Genomic DNA, 16278 nt, shown 5'->3' with positions numbered 1-16278 from the left:
CCTCAGGGCAGCGAGGAGATGGAGCCGCAGTTTCAAGGCAGGTGAAATGAAAAAACAGTCATTCGTGCTCGCGCGCTGGTTGCGCGCGTCCGTCTTCTTGCTCGTTGCCTTCGGGTCGCTCGCAGCGGCGCAGGCACAGAACAGAATCGAATCAGTCACGGGCTCCGTGCAGGCAGGCAGCGAAGTGCTGCGTGTCGATTTTTCCGAACCGTTGGCCGCAGCGCCCAACGGCTTCGCCATCCAGTCGCCGGCGCGCATCGCGCTCGACTTTCCTGGCATGACCAGCCGCCTGGGCCGGGAAGCCATCGATATCAGCCAGGGCAACCTGCGCTCCGTCAACGTGGTGCAGGCGGGCGAGCGCTCGCGCCTCGTGCTCAACCTGAAGCAGGCGACCGCCTATACGACCGAGCTGCGTGGCAAGTCGCTGCTGGTGGTGCTGCAACCCGCGGCGGGCCCCGCGCTGGTGGCTTCCACGCCCTTCGAGTTTGCCGAGAACCGCAACCGCGACGTGCTGCCATTGCGCGACGTCGATTTCCGCCTGGGCACCGAGGGTGCCGGCCGCGTGATCGTGTCGCTGCCCAACGACCAGGTGGGCGTGGACATCCGCCAGCAGGGCAAGGGCCTCGTGGTCGAGTTCACCAAGTCGTCGCTGCCCGAGGGGCTGAACCGCCGGCTCGACGTGTCCGACTTCGGCACGCCGGTCCAGTCGGTGAGCATGCAGCAGTCCGGCGACCGCGTGCGCATGGTGATCGACCCGCGCGGCGAATGGGAGCACAGCGCCTACCAGAGCAACAGCCAGTTCGTGGTGGAAGTGCGTCCGCGCAAGGAAAACCCCAACAAGCTCGCGCAAGGCACGGGCTACAGCGGCGAGAAGCTGTCGCTGAACTTCCAGAACATCGAGATCCGCTCGCTGCTGCAGGTGATTGCGGACTTCACCAACTTCAACATCGTCACTTCGGACTCCGTCAGCGGCACGCTCACGCTGCGCCTCAAGGACGTGCCCTGGGACCAGGCGCTCGAGATCATCCTGGAGGCGAAGAACCTCGGCATGCGCAAGAGCGGCAGCGTGCTGCGCATCGCGCCGGAAGACGAGCTCAATGCCAAGGAAAAGATCAAGTACGAGGCGCAGGCCACGCTGCAGGGACTGGAGCAGCTGCGCACGCAGTCCTTCCAGCTCAACTATGCGAAGGCCGCCACGGTGGCGCAGGGCCTTACCGGCACCGGAAGCAGTGGAGGCGGCGGTGGCAGCTCGGGCTCGACCACCCGCATCCTGAGTTCGCGCGGCAGCGTGCTGGCCGAGGTTCGCACCAACCAGCTCTTCGTGACCGACATTCCCTCGCGGCTGTCGCAGGTGGCTGACCTCCTGCAGAAGCTCGACGTGCCGGTGCGCCAGGTGCTGATCGAGGCGCGCTTCGTCGAGGCGACCGACACCTTCAGCAAGTCGCTGGGTGTCAAGCTCGGCGGCGGCTCCGTCAATTCGAACTCGTCGGTGGGCGTGACGCCTTCCGTCAGCTCGACCACGACCGGCGGCGTGACCACCACCACCAGCACCAACACTTACTCGAGCACCAGCTTCGTCAACCTGCCGGCTACCAGCACGACCGGCGATGCGGTCGGCACTTTCGCTCTGTCGCTGTTCAATTCGAGCCTGACGAAGATGCTCAACCTCGAAATCTCCGCGCTGGAGGCGGACGGCAAGGGCAAGGTGGTTTCGAGCCCGCGCGTGGTGACGGCCGACCAGACCAAGGCGCTGATCGAGCAGGGCACCGAGCTGCCCTACCAGGTAGCGACATCGAGCGGCGCCACGTCCATCGCGTTCCGCAAGGCCAACCTCAAGCTCGAGGTAACGCCGCAGATCACGCCCGAGGGCAACATCATCCTGGCGCTCGACGTCAACAAGGACACCGTGGGCCAATCGACCACAGCGGGCTACGCCATCAACACCAAGCACATCCAGACCGAAGTGCTGGTGGAGAACGGCGGCACCGTCGTCATCGGCGGCGTCTTCGAGCTGACGGACACCAACTCGGAATCGCGCGTGCCGGTGCTGGGCGAACTGCCGATGGTCGGCGCGCTGTTCCGCACCCGCAGCCGGGTCAACAACAAGACCGAGATGCTGATCTTCATCAGCCCGAAGATGATTTCGGATCGGAACGCGGCGCGTTGAGGCGGATCGCTACAGGCGCATCTACAGGCGCATCAGGGATCGCTTCTGGCTCTCGGCCTTCTTCGCGGCCTGCAGTCTCAGGCCCAACGCTGTCGCCTGTGCTGCAATCTGGTCTCTCAGGGCCCTCACCCGGTCCCTGAGCGCGACGAGATTCGCCGTGATGGTGGCTCGGCGCACGGTGTCGGCTCCATCGATCAGGCGGCACACGTTTTCTATGCCCGACAAGAGGCCTTCCAGCTGGGTGATGAGGAACAGGCATTCCTTGCGCAGCAAAGTGAGCTTCTTCACCAGCGCCTTGAGGGTCTCCAGGTTCCCCGTCAACCTGACCGCGAGCTGTTGTGTGATCTCTGCCGCATGTGGCTGCCACTGCGTCTGGAATCTGAAGAGCATGTTGGTGAAGATCGGTACGGTCGCCAGATGCATGTCGGACCCCAGGGCCAGCTGGGTCAGGTGGTGCGTCCGATTGCTCGTTCGGTGCAGCGCACCCAGTACCGGCACCAGCCCGGGCCCGATGTTGGTCAGGATCAGGTGGAGTATTTCCACGGGCATCGACAGCAGGCCGACCGGCATGGGCTGGTGTGCGATGGGAACTATCGTGATGGTGTTGGAGGCAGACTGAACGGCCACTGAGCCGCCTGGGGGCGGTGGCAGATCGGGAGGCGGGTGAGGAGAGTCAGGCGCCAAGTCCTCCGGCAGAGTGCCTTCGTCAACAAAGGGGCCGCACCTTGGGCGCTGGGTGCAATAGACCGGGGGAGTGTGCGGGTCCCAGCATTTCAGACCGCAGCTGCAAACATAGGGTGGCATCGCTGTTCTCCTCGAAGTGCGATGGAGGCCGTCGTCCCGCTCGCGATTCTCGAAGAGTGCCGTCCGGCTGCAATCACCCGATCATGTGATCCGCCCCTGGCGCCTGCCGGATGGCCGTCCTGTCCGGCGCCGCCTCGGCTTCTTCCTGCTCCATCCAGTGCGTCCCGGCGCCATGTGCCTTGTTGCCGGCCTCCACGGCCGCCTGGAATGCGGCGCGCACCGACGGCGTGTCAGGCTCCCACAGCCAGTGGCCCTCGACGGGGTGCCCGAACAGGCCCACGCACGGCAATCGCCAGCGCAGGCGGATCCATGGGCGCGAAGCTGCGGGAGTGCACATGCCGGCGAGTCTGCTCGGCGATGTGGGAGACATCTTGAGGGGAGCGCCTTGTGTGCAGCCGGCGTTGTCTTCCAACGCCGACTGTCAGGTTGGCAATGCCCTTGTGCCCTTCCTCACTGCCCATCGGTCAGCCGCCGCCAGGAGATGCGGCGTGTGCTGCTCGAGGAGGAAACCGGAATGGTGGTCGTCGTCACGGTACCGGTGGAGTCCTTGGTGGTGGCGACGGTCTTGCCGCTGCTGGTCACCGCGAGCGCAGCCGAACTCGACAAGCCCGAGCTCGACAGCAGCACGCCCGTATTGCTGGCGCCCGACACCGCCAGGCCGGTGGCGTAGTTGACGTAGTTGATGTAGCTGGAGCCGCCGGTGCTGCAGGCGCCCGAGGTGCTGGGCGTGTTGGAGACGTAGACCAGCGTGCCGGAAGAAAGCACCGGGTCCTCGTCGACGCGTTCGCCCGACTCGGGCATGTCCACGAACCAGCCGTACATGGTGCTGAAATTGGTGGTGTAGCTCACTGAACTGGCAGCCGTGCGCACCCCGGAGGTGTCGGTGAGCGTCAGCTTGACGAAGCAGTTGGTCACCGTTCCCGTGCTGCACGCATTGCTGCGCGGGTTGCTGTAGATGGCGCTGGTGGTGGAGCTGCCGCTCAGCGAATCCTTGATGGCGTACATGGACTGCACCTGTGTCGTCGTGATGTCGGTCACGCCCAGGTATGAGCCGGTGCCGACGAAGACCACGTGCTGGCTGCTCACCAGCCCCAGTTCCGGCGCGGTGGTGATGGGCTGGCGGTTGCCCGAGCTGTCCGACAGCGTGGCCAGAAGCTGCACCGTGGCGCTGCCGCTGCTGGAGGCCAGGGCGCTGATGTCGAAGCGCCAGAGATTGCCGAACAGGTCGCCGCCGTAAAGCTGTGTGGTCGTGTTGTCTGTGGAGCTGTTGGTCCAGCCGCTGATCTTCGCGAGGCCGCTGGGGCAAGGCGCGACGGAACAGCCGGTCACCGTGCCACCGCTGGAGGTGGTGCCCATGCCGTTGTCTACCTTCTTGATCAGCGCGCCGGTCATGGCGTTTCTCACCCACAGATGGCCTTCGCCGTCGCCGTCGGAGACGTTGTTGTAGCCGGAGCTGAGGATGACCGCCCAGGTCCCGTCCGACAGCTTGGTGATCACCGGGGCGCCATAGGTGTAGCCCAGGTCCACGTCGTACAGATTGGGCGTGAGCGTGCTGCTCGAACTGAATTCCCACAGCACCGTCGGGGAGGCCGGGTCTGTCACGTCCAGTGCGAAGTACGCGCGGCCGCCATCGCCCAGGCCGCCCACGATGATGGTGTGCCAGGCACTGTTGTAGTAGACGTCGGCCTGCGTGATCTGGCCGTCCACGAAGTAGACGTGGTTGGACGCATAGTTCTTGTCCGCCAGCTTGTACAGGTTGGGCAGCAGAACCGAGGGGATGTACGCCCAGGTCTCGGCGCCCGTGTCGGCATTGAAGGCATGCAGCATGCCGTCGTTGGAGCCCACATAGACCATGCCCTGGCGCGAGGCGTAAGTGGACTTGAAAGTGGCATAACCCGAGTCGCTGTAGCTGCGCGAAGGGGCCTTGATGTACACCGGCGTGGAGTTGACGACGTCGCCCAGGACGTGGGTGCGCGAACGGTAGTACTTGGTGTTGGTGGAGCCTTCGTTGCTGCGGTCGCCACGCAGGTAGTTCACCAGGTTCACTGCGCCCGCACCGGTGGTGGTGCCGGCGGTGGAACTGTTCACCTGGGATGCCGTCGCCAGACAGGCGCTGCCCGAACTGCACAGCTGGGAGAGCGAGCTGATCGACGCGATCTTGAAGTAGCCCTGCATCGTTGTCGTGAGCGCATCCCAGGAAAAACTGAGCTTCGTCGCGGTGCTGGGGTCGTAGGTGAAGATGGTGCGCGAGGCGTAGCCGACGTTGTCCAGCAGTGCCGTGGTGGTGAGGCTGCCCGAAGTGCTCGAGCAGTCGGAGCCCGCGCCCGACTCGGCCCAATCGGCGGTGGTGGAGGTGACCCCGGTGCTGGAATTGACCGCGTAGCGCGCCAATTCACCAAACCACTTGCCGGAACAATAGGTGGTCGAGAAGGTGTAGCCGGCCGTGGTGGAGGTCAGCACGGGCGCGCTTTGTGCAACAGCTGCGGAGCTGCTGGTCGTGGCGTCCACGGTATTGAGGAAGTTGGTCAGGCCGGTCTTGATATCGGCCGCGTTGGACGCGCTGTAGTAGCTGCCCCGGCCGTTGACGGCGGCATGCCACAGGTCGTCGATGGCGGTTTGCGTGTCGCTGACCGGCGTGGGCCAGTTGCAACTGCCGGAGCTCTGCCAGCCGCACACTCCGGAAGTCTGCGTCGTGCTGCTGGTGGTGGTTCCGTTGGCGACGTCGTAGTAGTCGCCGCTCGTGGCATTTGCATAGTCCGCATCGAACAGCATGTAGCCCGAGGCACCCAGGCCGATGGTGGATGTCACCATGTTCTGGCGCTTGTTGGAATAGCTGTTGCTGGAGACATCCGTGCCGCTCGAATTCGTCGTGTTGCTCAGGGAGGATGAGCGCAGGTCGGTGACGTAGTAGTACTCCGCCACGTCGGCCAGCGTGTTGGACACTTTGTTGCCATCGAGATAGGGGCGGGACTCGCTGCTGTCCTGGTCGCCGATTGCGGTGGAGCCGTCGGCCTTGTAGGGTGTCGCGGTCTCGTTCCAGTAACCGTCGGTCGACAGCAGTGTGTAGTTGCGCTGGCAGGCGTACTGCATCGGATCGGTGGTTGTGACTCCATTGATGGAGGAAACCTTGGCGGCGAAGTAGCGCCCGGCATTCGACAGTGCAGTGCGAAGCGGCGTGGTGCTGCTGGCCTGGGCGGCCACGAGCTTGCCGTACCACAGCGACTTCTGCCCGCCGCTGGTGGTGGTGTTGTCGGCGATGTTCAGGAAATCCATCGAACTGCTGACTTTATTGATGGTCATGTAGCCCAGCCGGTAGCTGGAGGTCAGCCCGCTGAAGGCGAGCGTCGTGGCGCTCTTCATCGTTTGCATGCGGGTGTGGTAGTAAGCCCACCAGTTGGCGAAGTTGGTCATCTCCTCCGCATAGGTGCAGGTGGTGCTGTTGGTGGTGCAGTCGGTGCGCGTCGTGGAGCGGGCGCTCGTGCCGGGGTAGGCATAGGTCGACGTGCTGCTGCTGATGGTGGTCTGCACCCAACTGCCCGGCGTGCCGCCGCTGAAGGCGGTGACGGTGGCCGTCATGCTGCCGGATTGCGTGACCACGGGCGAATTGCCATAGGCATCGGTGCCCTTGGGCGAGGTGATGGTCACCGTGCTGCCGCTGCGGCTGGCGCTGTAGCCGGCAATGCCGCAGTTGCCGGTCTTGCTGCTGGTGCAGTTGTTGATGGCCGTGACGATGTTGGTGGCCACCGTGGTGGACGACGTGCTGGCCGTGGTCGTGGCCGAGAGAATCTGCACGCCGTTGACAGTGATGCCGCTGATGCTCGTGCTGCTCGATCCGCTGATGACGATCGTTGCGGTGGAGCTTATGCCCGGATACCGCGGGTACTTGTAGGTGGCCGGCGCGGAGGTGCTGTCGATGTATGCGGCCTGGCAGGTGCTCAGTGCGGACGTGGTGCACCAGCGCAGGTAGGCCGGGTAGGCATAGGCAGTGGTGGCCGCACTCTGCTTGTTGCAAGTGCGCAGGTTGGCCGAGGAGCAGTACTCGCCCGGAATGAAGGTGTAGTACGTGGCGGGGGTGGTTGTTCCCGTGAGGTCGGTCGTGCCCGTGGAGATGATGCCGAAGCCGTCGGTTGGCACCTTGGCCCATGCCGACGTGTTGGCCGAAGTCATGCTGGTGTAGCTGGTGCCGGCGTAGTTGACAGGCGGCGAATAGGTGACCGACGGGTCGTAGTAGATGCCGTTGAAGCGGCTGTTGCGGTAGAGGTACGGATAGCTGCTGGCGCTGTAGTCGTCTGCCCAGTCCGGCAGGTAGGCAGACGCCATGCTGCCGGAGTTGTCCAGGATGAACATGATGTTGGGCTTGACCAGCGTGGCCGAAGATGTTTCCAGCGGGGCCGTGGCCAGGTCGGTGAGAGCACCGAAGGCGGGTGCTCCGAGGATCAGCGCCAGGGCGCCCATGCAGGCACGCCAGCGGCCGGCGATCGACCTGCGGCCGGGAAGGAACATATTCATAGGGCGACCATGGCTTGCGTGAAGGAGACGGTATTGCGCGGCCCGCTCACCTTGACGGTGATGCGGTAATAGACCTGGGTGCTGGACGTTTGGGTGCTGCCGGACTTCTTGCTTCCACCGGTGTTCACGGTCAGGGGTGAACTGCCACAACCGTTGGTGGATGACGCATCGCCTGTGCTGGCGCACATGCGCTGGATCAGATAGGCAGCGGTATTGCCCGAGCTGTCCTGGCTCAGCTGGATGGCGGTGTAACCCGCACTGGCCAATTGGGTCCACAGCTGCGACCAGGACTGCGTGCTGCCGGGGTCGGTGCGCGTGGCGGCGTAGCCATGGCTCGCCTGGTCGCAGGCCAGCACGGAGGTTCCTGTCGAACAAGTGCTGGCGGTGCTGGAGCTGGTCTGTCCGCTGTTGTTCTCCAGCCAGGTCACCGCCGTCTCCACCGCCTGGTCGGCAGAGGTGGCAGCCGCCTGTTCGAAGGCCAGGTTGCCGGCGATGCTCGCCGAGCTGGAGACGGTGCGCATGAGGCCGATAGCGGCCATGCTCATGATCGCCAGCGCAATCAGGACGATGATCATGACGAAGCCACTCTGCCTGCGCTGCGGGCTCAGCATGCGACGTCTCCGCTCTGGTAGGTGACCTGGTTGCCGTTCCAGATGATGTCGCGCAGCGGCACCGTGGTCTCGATGGTCTTGTAGCGGTAGTGCTTCCAATCCGAGTTGGTGCTGAGGTCGATCGCCAGAGCGGTGGGCGTCACGGTGGTCAGCGTGCTGGTGGTGCTGGTGTTGGCACTGCTGCCGGACCAGGTGGGTGCGGTGGTGGTGACCGAGTCCTTGTCGTATTGCTGGCTGCGCGCGACCACCGCGAGCCGCAGGCCAACCACCCGCAGCCAGCCACAGTAGCTGGACAGGCCCGAGGTGTCGCTCGTGCTGCCGGGGGTGGTCTGGTCGTAGCTGTCGACCACGCCGTCCATCTTCGGCGTGCTCAGGTCGCTGGTGTCGCGGCCGTACTGGGCCCGCAGGCTGGCGACGTGGCTGGCCACCGGAACCCAGACGTCGCTGTTGAGCGTGGTGGTGTAGCTGGTGTTGCCGCAGTTGTAGGCCGCGTAGTCGCACACGGTGAGGTTGCCGTTGCGGATCGCATAGGCATGGATGACAGGGGCAGCCCCCAGGTTGTAGACGGCGGCCTCCGCTGACGCCAGGCCTGCGGTGCCGCTGGACACAGTCAGCACATAGCTTGCAATGGCAGTCACCTTGCCCAGAGTCATGGCGCATGAAGAGGTGCTGTCGCGCGTGGTCGAGGCGGCCATCACCCAGTCACCCGTGGCGAAGGACGACGGGGTGGTCACGGTGTAGCTGGTTGCGGTGCTGGTGCCCGCGAGAGCGTCCCCCTCGGTGGGGCTGGCTGAACTGCCGCTGACGACCAGCAGCGTGTCGGTGCCGGTGTCGCCCGCGGGCACGAGCGAAGTGCCGGGATTGACCGTGACCGGGGCCAGCGACGACAGCGTGACGCTCTTGCTGTCGGAGGTCGTGGTGTACGTGAGACTGCAGCCCAGCAGCGTGTAGGCACTGATGCCCAGGCCGGCCTGGCTCAGTTCACGCGCCAGGATGTGGGTGGCCGTGGCGGCGTTGATTTCAGCGTCGCCGCTGGTACTGGTCAGCCGCTGCTGTGTGCTCGTGGAGTACAGCAACTGCACAACGATCAGCACCGCCAGCATGCCGACCAGCAGGCCGACCATGAGTTCGATGATGCTGAAGCCGTGCTGGCTGCGAATGGGGCGTGGGACGGGCATGAAGGTTCTCACGGCTTCATCTGGGCCATGGCCACGTACTGGTGGGCGCTGCTGTCGCCTGGGCCTTTCCAGTAGATGGTGATGGTGGCCAGACTGCTGCTGACGGCCGAGCTGCCGCCGCCGGCTACCGTGCTGAAAGTGACGGTCGGCGGCAGGCTGCTGATGCCCGGCAGGTTCGATTTGTCGACGGTGGCCTTCCAGCTCGTGTAGCCCGTGCCGGCAGCCGTGCTCCCGTAGTTGGCCTGGAGGGTGGCCGCCGTGCGGTCGCTCATCCACATGCGGCTGATCAGGTCGCTGGCGAGCATGGCGGCGGTCGTACGGAATTCGGCACCGGTAGCGGTGCGCGCTGCGCTGGCATAGAGGCCGGTGATGCCCAGCAGGCCGATCGCGAAGATGAGCAGCGCGGCCATCACCTCGATGAGGGTGAAGCCGCCCATGGCGGATGAAGGTGTTTGGCGGCGCGGCATGTTCAGCAGGTCATGGGGTCGGTGCTCCCGCTGCGCGCGGGGTCGCAGATGCGGGCATCACCGCCCGGCGAGACGATCACGTTCAGGCACCGCACCGAACCACCAGAGGCGGCGCAGGTGCTGCTTGCGCTGGTCAGCTGCACCGTCAGCGTGGCGATCGACGTGGTCGGGTTGCTCGTGGCCGACTGGCGGCCCAATGCATCGAAGCCCACGGTGCTGCGCGTTGCGGTGAGCACCAGATCCGAGCTCTTGCTGGATTCGATCGGGCTCTTGCTGATCAGGTAGGGCGTGCTGGTGGCGCTCGGGGCATTGCCGCAGGCGCCGGCCGGTGTCTGGGAGATGCCGGCGTTCACCACCCAGATCGCCACGCTGGTACTCAACGCGCAACTGGCGTCCAGTGAGCTGACGAACTGCAATCGCGTGCCGGTGTTGCGGCGGATGGCTTCCGCCCTGGCCGTCTGCAGATCGGAGCGCAGCGACTCGGCCGTGCTGCGCAGGCGGTTGTTGCGTGTCCAGTCACTGAACCCGGGTGCGGCCAGCAAAGTCAGGATCGCCAAGAGCGTGATAGCCACCATCAACTCGATCAAGCTGAACCCCGCCGACGAAGGCTGCCGCGTGCGCATCAGCAACTCCCGCCCCTGGTTGTGATCCAGCAGCTCGACGAGGTTGCGGTCCATCCGGACACGCCGGTGATGGTGGTAGTCCGCGTGCCGTCCTGGTCGATGGTGTAGACGAAGCCGGCCATGGTGGACGTGCCGGTGGCAGTGATGGTGTAGCTCGTGGACGAACTGGGCGAGCAGGTGAGCGTGAAGTACTTCAGGTTGGTATTCGAGATGCTCACGCCGCATGCACTGGTGGACCCGGTGGCGTAGTAGCTCTTGGCATCCTGGAACCACTGCTCCATCTTTGCGTTGCTGGCAGAGAGATTGGAGGTCGCCTCCGGGATGCGGCCGCGCCGGACGTAGTCCGTGTAGGAGGGCAGGGCGAGGGACGCCAGGATCGCCACGATCGCCACGGTGACCATCACCTCGATCAAGGTGAAGCCGGGCGCTCGCGCACGGAGCTCTGGAGGCTTCTTCTGCAGCCGCGTCATGGTGGTTCTTCTCCTCGTGTACCGGAAGCAATCAGAAACTTCCTGGACGCCGAGTCGAACATGCAATTTGGGAGAAAGCTGGCTGATGCGTTGGGGTTTGTGTGCGCGTGGGTGCAGTGAATCCGACGTTTCTCCGACTTTGTTGCCCAGCATCACTGCTGTATCGGATCGACCGATGTTCAGGAGAAGTGATCGATGAAAAAGAAGATGTTGCTGTCCCTTGGGATGGCGTGTCTGGTGGGATGTTCGGCCGCGGCTTGGGCTGCGTCGACGACCACGGAAAGCAGCAGTGCAAGCACCGGCAGCACTGGCGGCAATTCAGCTGTTGATGCTGCGTTGAAGACCTGCGCGGCCAGCGTGGCCAAGGATTCGAGCGGCGGCCCCGACGAGACCGCGATGACCGCGTGCATGACCAAGGCAGGCTTCACCAAGCCCGCGCAGGACGGCGGCAGGCCACCACCCCCTGGCAGTGCATCCCGGAAATGACGGTACGGCAGCGGCTGCCTCGCAGCAGCCGACGCCGGAAGGCGACTGAGAGCGAGACGTTGCCGCATGTGCACGACGGCCTCGAGCCCGAGGGCGGCCCGGAGCTGAGGTCGGACGCCATTAGCCTCGAGGCCGCCATCGCGATGACCGGCATCAGCAAGCGCACGCTGTGGCGTCGCGTGTCCGACGGCACCATCGCCAAGCACAAGGAAGACGCACGGGGACGGGCGATGCTCGCCTTCGCGCAAATCGTTGGTCTGATCAAGCTCGAGCTGTCTGACGAAGACCTGCACATGATCGTGAAGGCCGATAGCGGTGATGCGAATGCGCAGGCTGATGTCGGCGGCATGTTCTTCGTCGCGGGCCACTTCGATGCGGCGGTCTACTGGTTCGACCTGGCGGCTGCGCAAGGCAATGCCGATGCTATGCAGTGGCTAGGCAACTGCCATGCATCGGGCCTGGGCGTACCGAAGGACGACAGCCTCGCCATCATGTGGATTGCCAAGGCGGCGTCGTTGGGGCATCCGGTGGCTTGCCAGCAGATTCAGGGCATGAGGGCGGGATGCGGCGAACCGTAGGCATGCGGTTGGCTGCGTGGATTGTTTGCCCTGCACTCGTGCTCACAGCACTGGCAGCTTGCGGAGGCTCACGTAGGCCTGGTGATGAGCCGGCCGATTTCGGTGCGGATGTCACGGTGCGCAGCATGATCGTCGCGCAGCAGAAATGCAATGCGGCGGGAGTGCCGGATCTCTACGAGTGTGCTGAAGCGCCGCCTTCGTCAACAGGTGAGCGACTGGCGGCTCGCGCGGCGCTCGATATGTATCAGCTCTTTCAGCGAGGCTGTCTCGATACCACGGGTGCGGGGCAGTGCGAGGCACTGGTGGAGGCCGCATACCGCAAGGCCAGCGCGCAACAGATCTCGTCGCCCTGACGGAGACGCAAAAAAGCCGCCAGAAGGCGGCTTGCGTTAAGCGATGCGGCTGAATCAGGTGCCGTTAGGGCAGCCCGCCGGTGCGTACTTCGAGTCAGCCGTAGTCTTGCAGCTCCAGCTGCCTTCGGCGGTACGAGTCCAGGTGATCGTGAAGGGGGTCGTTTTCAGGATTGCAGCCGCTTGGCCGGCGAAGCTGCCTGCAATGGTGCCGGTGGTAGTCAGAGCGACAGTATTTGTGGTGGATGTGCCGAGTGACGTGCCAGCCGTCGAAACCAGGGGCGAGGTCAAGCTCAAGATGCCGGAGCTGGTGGCGCCAAGGTCGCAGGCAGCCACAGCAGTCATTCCATTGTTCAGGCAATCTTCATACGCCGTCTTCAGGGCGCCGGTTTCCCCCATGGCGCGGGCTACTTGTGATTTCGCGACGTAGGTCTGGTACTGCGGAATCGCAATAGCAGCCAGAATGCCGATGATCGCCACGACGATCATCAACTCGATGAGGGTGAAACCCTTTTGCACGTTGCGTGCGAAGGAACGATGGTTCATTGTGAAACTCCTGCTGTTGAGAAAAGTGCGCCCGGAAAAACTCACCGGGACGAGCTTCTTTCTGCAGTCCGCATGCCACCCGTCCTGCGGTGGTTCATGCGTGTTTCGACAGGTGTTTCAGGAGGTAAAGGCGCGGACCCGTTCGTGCCGCTTCGCTATGACGCGCGGCGGCGCGTGCCATGGCATCTGAAGGGTGGTGTCATCGCGCGTATGCGCCGGCGTTGCTCAGTGCGCCGCAGACGCCAGCCGTTGCGCCTCGAGCGCCAGCGGCACGCGAACCTGCGCAACAAGCCCGTGCGAGCCGGATCTCAGCACGACATCGCCGCCATGCGCGCGCGCGATGGAGCGGCATACCGCCAGACCAAGGCCGCTGCCCGCAGCACGCGAGGACCGCGCCTGCGCAGTGCGATAGAACGGCTTGAACACCTGCTCGATTTCGTTTGCGGGCAGCCCCGGCCCACGATCGCCTATCTCGACCACGGCGTCGTGCCCATCGGTGAACAGCCGCACGCGTGCCAGGTGCCCGTACTTGACGGCGTTCTCGATCAGGTTGTCGAGCACGCGGCGCATGCCGATCGGGTCGACCTCCACCTGCGCGCTCTCGACGCGTCGCAGCTGCACGTTCTTGCCGACGAAGATGGCTTGCTCGACCACGTCCTCGACAAGGCTCGAGAGGTCCATGCGCTCTCGCGCGCTCACCACCGAGGCATCGCGGATGAAGCTGAGCACGGAGCCGATCATCAGCTCCATCTCCTGGACGTCTTCGAGCATGCCGGCGCGCACGTCGTCGGGCACGTCCTCGATGCGAAAGCGCAGCCGCGTGAGGGGCGTGCGCAGGTCGTGGCTGATGGCGCCGATCATCACCGTGCGGTCGTCGACGAAGCTGCGCAGCCGTGCCTGCATGCGGTTGAAGGCCTGTGCTGCGCGGCCGATTTCGGCGGGGCCCTCCAGTGCCAGCACCGGCGCCGCAGGGTCGCGCCCCAGCTGGTCGGCCGCGCGCGCGAAGCCGGCAATCGGCCGCACCAGCCGGCGCGAGAACAGCCAGCCCGCGGGGGCGACGATTGCCGCGGCGATCAGGAACCACAGCAGCACGCGGCGCTGCCATGCGTTCGGAAAAGACTCGGGCACCGGCTGCACGACCACCCAACTGCCTTCGGGCGTGTAGACCGCGGCGATGAAGTCGCCTTCGACGAACGGCGCGGGAGCGAGCCCGAAGAGGCCGCGCGCGGCGGGGCGTTCGTTGTCGGTGGTCGCAATGGGCGTCGTGATCGTCGTGTCGGTGTCTCTGGACGCACGGGGCGGTTCGGCGGGGGGGACGACGCGTGGCGGTGCAGCCGCAGTCGCCGGTGGCGTGCTGGCCGAAGACGGGCGCGTAGCGGGTTCGGCGCGCGGCGACTGCGCGATAGGGGGCGCAACTGGTGCTTCAGCCCTGGCAGGGGCTTCGCGGCGCGGGGGGCTTTCGATGACCGGCGGCAAGGCTCGCATGGAGGGGCCCGACTGAATGGAAGGGGCTCCGGGCTGGCCTTGGGCGGGGCCCGATGGCGGCGCCGTGGGCGAGAGGCCCGGTGGAGGGGCGGCACCGGGCGCGCCCGGCGCGGTCGTTGAGCCTGGTGCAGTCGCCGAGCCCGGCGTGGTCGCCGTGTTCGGTGCCGCCGACCCGGGCGATGGCGGTGTGCCGACGGGGCCTGCGCCGCTACCAGGGGGCGCCGCTACCGTGCTGCCTGGAGGGTTTCCGGCCGCGGGCGTGGGGGCGGATGTACCGGCTGGTGCATCCGGTGCGGTGGCTGGCGCATTGCCCGGCGCGGGATTCGTTGTCGTGCCGCCAGGCGGCGGCGGTGGAGTGCCTGTGGTGTTTCCTCTCGGGCCCCTGTCAGTGCCGAAGCCGCCGCCCGAGGGGCCCATCCCACCCGGAAACGCCATGCCTCCAGGTCCACCGGGACCTCCCGGTCCGCCACCGCCACCCCCCGGCCCACCCCTCGCCTGGACCCGCAGAAAGCCGGCTCCGGCGAAGGTATCGGCGATGCGGCGCGGCACCGGCTGCGCTGCGTCATGCCCGTTCTCCGTCGCCGCGACAGGCCCTGTGGTGCCCGCGAACGGCAGCGGCGTGAAGAAGTACAGCCGCACCTCGGCTTCGTCGCGCGTCAGCAGTTGCGCGAGGTCGCGCCGCGAGCGTTCGGATGTCAGCCAGCCTTGTCCCTTGGGTTGGGGCGCATTCGCCTGCAGCGTGCGCTGCAGCAGGTTCGCGTTGCGGCCTTCGGCGCTCCGGCCAGACAGCACGCGCGCGATGTCGCCCATCTCCCATTGGCGCTGGGGTTGCGGCGGGAGAAGCACGGTCAGCGCCAGTGTCACGACTTGCGCCACCACCAGCCCGCCCAGCAGCAGGCCCATGATTTGCCACGCGAGCGGCGGGCCCGACCAGCGGCGCGCGGTACCTTGGGAGTTCATGGGTTGATGCTGGCACGGACGGGAAGCGATGTCACGCCGGCATGGCTCGATCTTTGCGTTCCCATCTTTTTTCTCCCAGCTGTCAGCGCGCATGCGCGAGGCGGGGGGGCATGCGCAAACGTTCGAGCGCACGAGTCTGTGAAGCGGATGTTGCAGCCGGATTTCAGCGCATTGCAAATTATTTCAAGGCTCGCGGGGCTTCGGGCGGAGGCCGCGCCCGGCCTATGATCCGCTACCCGATCCGCCGTAACGTGAACCTGTCTACCCGAATCCTCATCGTCGACGACGACGCCGGCATCCGCAGCCTGGTGGCGTCCTTCCTGGAGAAGCACGGCTTCCATGTCGATGCGGCCGGCCATCCCGCGGAGATGCGCGAGCGGCTCGCGCAGGCCGACTACGCGCTGATCGTGCTCGACGTGATGATGCCCGGCGAAGACGGCCTGAGCGCGCTGCGCGAGCTGCAGCGCATCGGCGGGCCGCCCGTCATCATGCTGTCGGCCGTGGGCACGGACATCGACCGCATCGTGGGCCTGGAGATCGGCGCGGAAGACTACCTGGCCAAGCCTTGCAATCCGCGCGAACTGCTGGCGCGCATCCGCACCGTGCTGCGCCGCACTGCGCATGCGGCCGCTGTCGGATTGCCGGCGCAACAATCCGTGCCGCCGCCTTCTGGCACGCCTGCGGCGCAAGAAGCGCAGCAGCCGGAGGTGCTGTACTTCGCAGGCTGGCGCATGGACCTCGAAACCCGGCTGCTGCATGACCCGCAAGACCGCCCGGTGGACCTCTCCGACGGCGAGTTCCGCCTGCTGCGCGCGCTGGTGCAGCACCCGCGGCGGGTGCTGACGCGCGACCAGCTGGTGCAGTACGCGCTCGGCGCCGAGAGCGATTCGTACGACCGCGCCATCGACGTGCAGATCAGCCGTCTGCGACGCAAGCTGGCTTCCGGCGAGACGCGCGCCGACCTGATCCGCACCGTGCGCAACGAGGGCTACATGTTCGTGCCCGCCGTAACGCGCACGCGCGAAGCCTGAACCGCGATCACCG

Annotated in this window: 15 protein-coding genes; 4 read left to right on the top strand and 11 right to left on the bottom strand. The window is 65.7% G+C overall.

Annotated elements, in window-relative coordinates; translation table 11 throughout:
• Positions 1–46 precede the first annotated feature (46 nt).
• A complete protein-coding gene (pilQ, locus tag BMW87_RS17055; RefSeq protein ID WP_093077562.1) occupies positions 47–2167 on the top strand; it encodes a type IV pilus secretin PilQ in 2121 nt (706 codons plus the stop codon).
• A gap of 21 nt (positions 2168–2188) precedes the next feature.
• Here the strand turns inward: pilQ and BMW87_RS17050 are convergent, their stop codons facing one another.
• The 9 genes from BMW87_RS17050 to BMW87_RS17010 all read right to left on the bottom strand — a co-directional run bounded on the left by BMW87_RS17050 (position 2189) and on the right by BMW87_RS17010 (position 11239).
• The gene (locus BMW87_RS17050) at positions 2189–2737 is read right to left on the bottom strand and encodes a hypothetical protein (RefSeq protein WP_093057370.1); all 549 of its coding nucleotides are present in this window, start codon (positions 2735–2737) and stop codon (positions 2189–2191) included.
• A gap of 307 nt (positions 2738–3044) precedes the next feature.
• Complete coding sequence (locus BMW87_RS17045; RefSeq protein WP_143042626.1) at positions 3045–3308, bottom strand: hypothetical protein; 264 nt, start codon at positions 3306–3308, stop codon at positions 3045–3047.
• A 113-nt stretch (positions 3309–3421) separates the two neighbouring features.
• Positions 3422–7480: a pilus assembly protein gene (locus BMW87_RS17040; protein WP_143062586.1), complete on the bottom strand. Its 4059-nt coding sequence runs from the start codon at positions 7478–7480 to the stop codon at positions 3422–3424.
• Positions 7477–8091, bottom strand: a complete 615-nt coding sequence (locus tag BMW87_RS17035) for a pilus assembly PilX family protein (RefSeq protein ID WP_093077556.1) — start codon at positions 8089–8091, stop codon at positions 7477–7479. Before BMW87_RS17035 ends, BMW87_RS17040 begins: the two co-directional genes overlap by 4 nt.
• A complete protein-coding gene (locus BMW87_RS17030) occupies positions 8085–9269 on the bottom strand; it encodes a PilW family protein (RefSeq protein ID WP_093077554.1) in 1185 nt (394 codons plus the stop codon). Before BMW87_RS17030 ends, BMW87_RS17035 begins: the two co-directional genes overlap by 7 nt.
• 8 nt (positions 9270–9277) lie before the next feature.
• On the bottom strand, positions 9278–9736 hold the full coding sequence (pilV, locus tag BMW87_RS17025; protein ID WP_093077553.1) for a type IV pilus modification protein PilV: 459 nt from the start codon (positions 9734–9736) through the stop codon (positions 9278–9280).
• A 2-nt stretch (positions 9737–9738) separates the two neighbouring features.
• Positions 9739–10413 (bottom strand): GspH/FimT family pseudopilin, encoded by a 675-nt coding sequence (locus tag BMW87_RS17020; protein ID WP_093077551.1) that lies wholly within the window; start codon positions 10411–10413, stop codon positions 9739–9741.
• Complete coding sequence (locus BMW87_RS17015) at positions 10359–10829, bottom strand: type IV pilin protein (RefSeq protein WP_093057377.1); 471 nt, start codon at positions 10827–10829, stop codon at positions 10359–10361. The genes BMW87_RS17020 and BMW87_RS17015 overlap by 55 nt, the downstream gene beginning before the upstream one ends.
• A gap of 179 nt (positions 10830–11008) precedes the next feature.
• Positions 11009–11239, bottom strand: coding sequence for a hypothetical protein (locus BMW87_RS17010; protein WP_143062585.1), 231 nt, complete (start codon positions 11237–11239; stop codon positions 11009–11011).
• Here BMW87_RS17010 and BMW87_RS17005 point away from each other — a divergent pair.
• A complete protein-coding gene (locus tag BMW87_RS17005) occupies positions 11234–11893 on the top strand; it encodes a tetratricopeptide repeat protein (RefSeq protein ID WP_143062584.1) in 660 nt (219 codons plus the stop codon). The two genes, BMW87_RS17010 and BMW87_RS17005, sit on opposite strands and share 6 nt — an antisense overlap.
• A gap of 125 nt (positions 11894–12018) precedes the next feature.
• Positions 12019–12246 (top strand): hypothetical protein, encoded by a 228-nt coding sequence (locus tag BMW87_RS34735; RefSeq protein WP_143062583.1) that lies wholly within the window; start codon positions 12019–12021, stop codon positions 12244–12246.
• Positions 12247–12300: 54 nt separating this feature from the next.
• Here BMW87_RS34735 and BMW87_RS16995 read toward each other — a convergent pair whose 3' ends face one another.
• Both BMW87_RS16995 and BMW87_RS35705 read right to left on the bottom strand, forming a co-directional pair.
• Positions 12301–12789, bottom strand: coding sequence for a pilin (locus tag BMW87_RS16995; protein ID WP_093057381.1), 489 nt, complete (start codon positions 12787–12789; stop codon positions 12301–12303).
• A gap of 225 nt (positions 12790–13014) precedes the next feature.
• Complete coding sequence (locus tag BMW87_RS35705) at positions 13015–15234, bottom strand: ATP-binding protein (protein WP_093077545.1); 2220 nt, start codon at positions 15232–15234, stop codon at positions 13015–13017.
• A gap of 224 nt (positions 15235–15458) precedes the next feature.
• Between BMW87_RS35705 and BMW87_RS16985 the strand changes: the two genes are divergently transcribed.
• Positions 15459–16265 (top strand): response regulator, encoded by an 807-nt coding sequence (locus BMW87_RS16985; RefSeq protein ID WP_093057383.1) that lies wholly within the window; start codon positions 15459–15461, stop codon positions 16263–16265.
• The last annotated feature ends 13 nt before the right edge of the window (positions 16266–16278 follow it).

This window comes from Variovorax sp. OV084 (genome assembly GCF_900111625.1).
In the GTDB taxonomy this organism is placed as follows: Bacteria; Pseudomonadota; Gammaproteobacteria; order Burkholderiales; family Burkholderiaceae_C; genus Variovorax.
This window is presented reverse-complemented; position numbering and strand designations above follow the sequence as displayed.

Bases quoted from the DNA above. Each gene is read 5' to 3' on its own strand.
- pilQ (WP_093077562.1), top strand. From the start codon at position 47: ATGAAAAAACAGTCATTCGTGCTCGCGCGCTGGTTGCGCGCGTCCGTC.
- BMW87_RS17050 (WP_093057370.1), bottom strand. From the start codon at position 2,737: ATGCCGGTCGGCCTGCTGTCGATGCCCGTGGAAATACTCCACCTGATC.
- BMW87_RS17045 (WP_143042626.1), bottom strand. From the start codon at position 3,308: ATGTGCACTCCCGCAGCTTCGCGCCCATGGATCCGCCTGCGCTGGCGA.
- BMW87_RS17040 (WP_143062586.1), bottom strand. From the start codon at position 7,480: ATGAATATGTTCCTTCCCGGCCGCAGGTCGATCGCCGGCCGCTGGCGT.
- BMW87_RS17035 (WP_093077556.1), bottom strand. From the start codon at position 8,091: ATGCTGAGCCCGCAGCGCAGGCAGAGTGGCTTCGTCATGATCATCGTC.
- BMW87_RS17030 (WP_093077554.1), bottom strand. From the start codon at position 9,269: ATGCCCGTCCCACGCCCCATTCGCAGCCAGCACGGCTTCAGCATCATC.
- pilV (WP_093077553.1), bottom strand. From the start codon at position 9,736: ATGCCGCGCCGCCAAACACCTTCATCCGCCATGGGCGGCTTCACCCTC.
- BMW87_RS17020 (WP_093077551.1), bottom strand. From the start codon at position 10,413: ATGGACCGCAACCTCGTCGAGCTGCTGGATCACAACCAGGGGCGGGAG.
- BMW87_RS17015 (WP_093057377.1), bottom strand. From the start codon at position 10,829: ATGACGCGGCTGCAGAAGAAGCCTCCAGAGCTCCGTGCGCGAGCGCCC.
- BMW87_RS17010 (WP_143062585.1), bottom strand. From the start codon at position 11,239: ATGCACGCGGTCATCGCGGTCTCGTCGGGGCCGCCGCTCGAATCCTTG.
- BMW87_RS34735 (WP_143062583.1), top strand. From the start codon at position 12,019: ATGATCGTCGCGCAGCAGAAATGCAATGCGGCGGGAGTGCCGGATCTC.
- BMW87_RS16995 (WP_093057381.1), bottom strand. From the start codon at position 12,789: ATGAACCATCGTTCCTTCGCACGCAACGTGCAAAAGGGTTTCACCCTC.
- BMW87_RS35705 (WP_093077545.1), bottom strand. From the start codon at position 15,234: ATGAACTCCCAAGGTACCGCGCGCCGCTGGTCGGGCCCGCCGCTCGCG.
- BMW87_RS16985 (WP_093057383.1), top strand. From the start codon at position 15,459: ATGATCCGCTACCCGATCCGCCGTAACGTGAACCTGTCTACCCGAATC.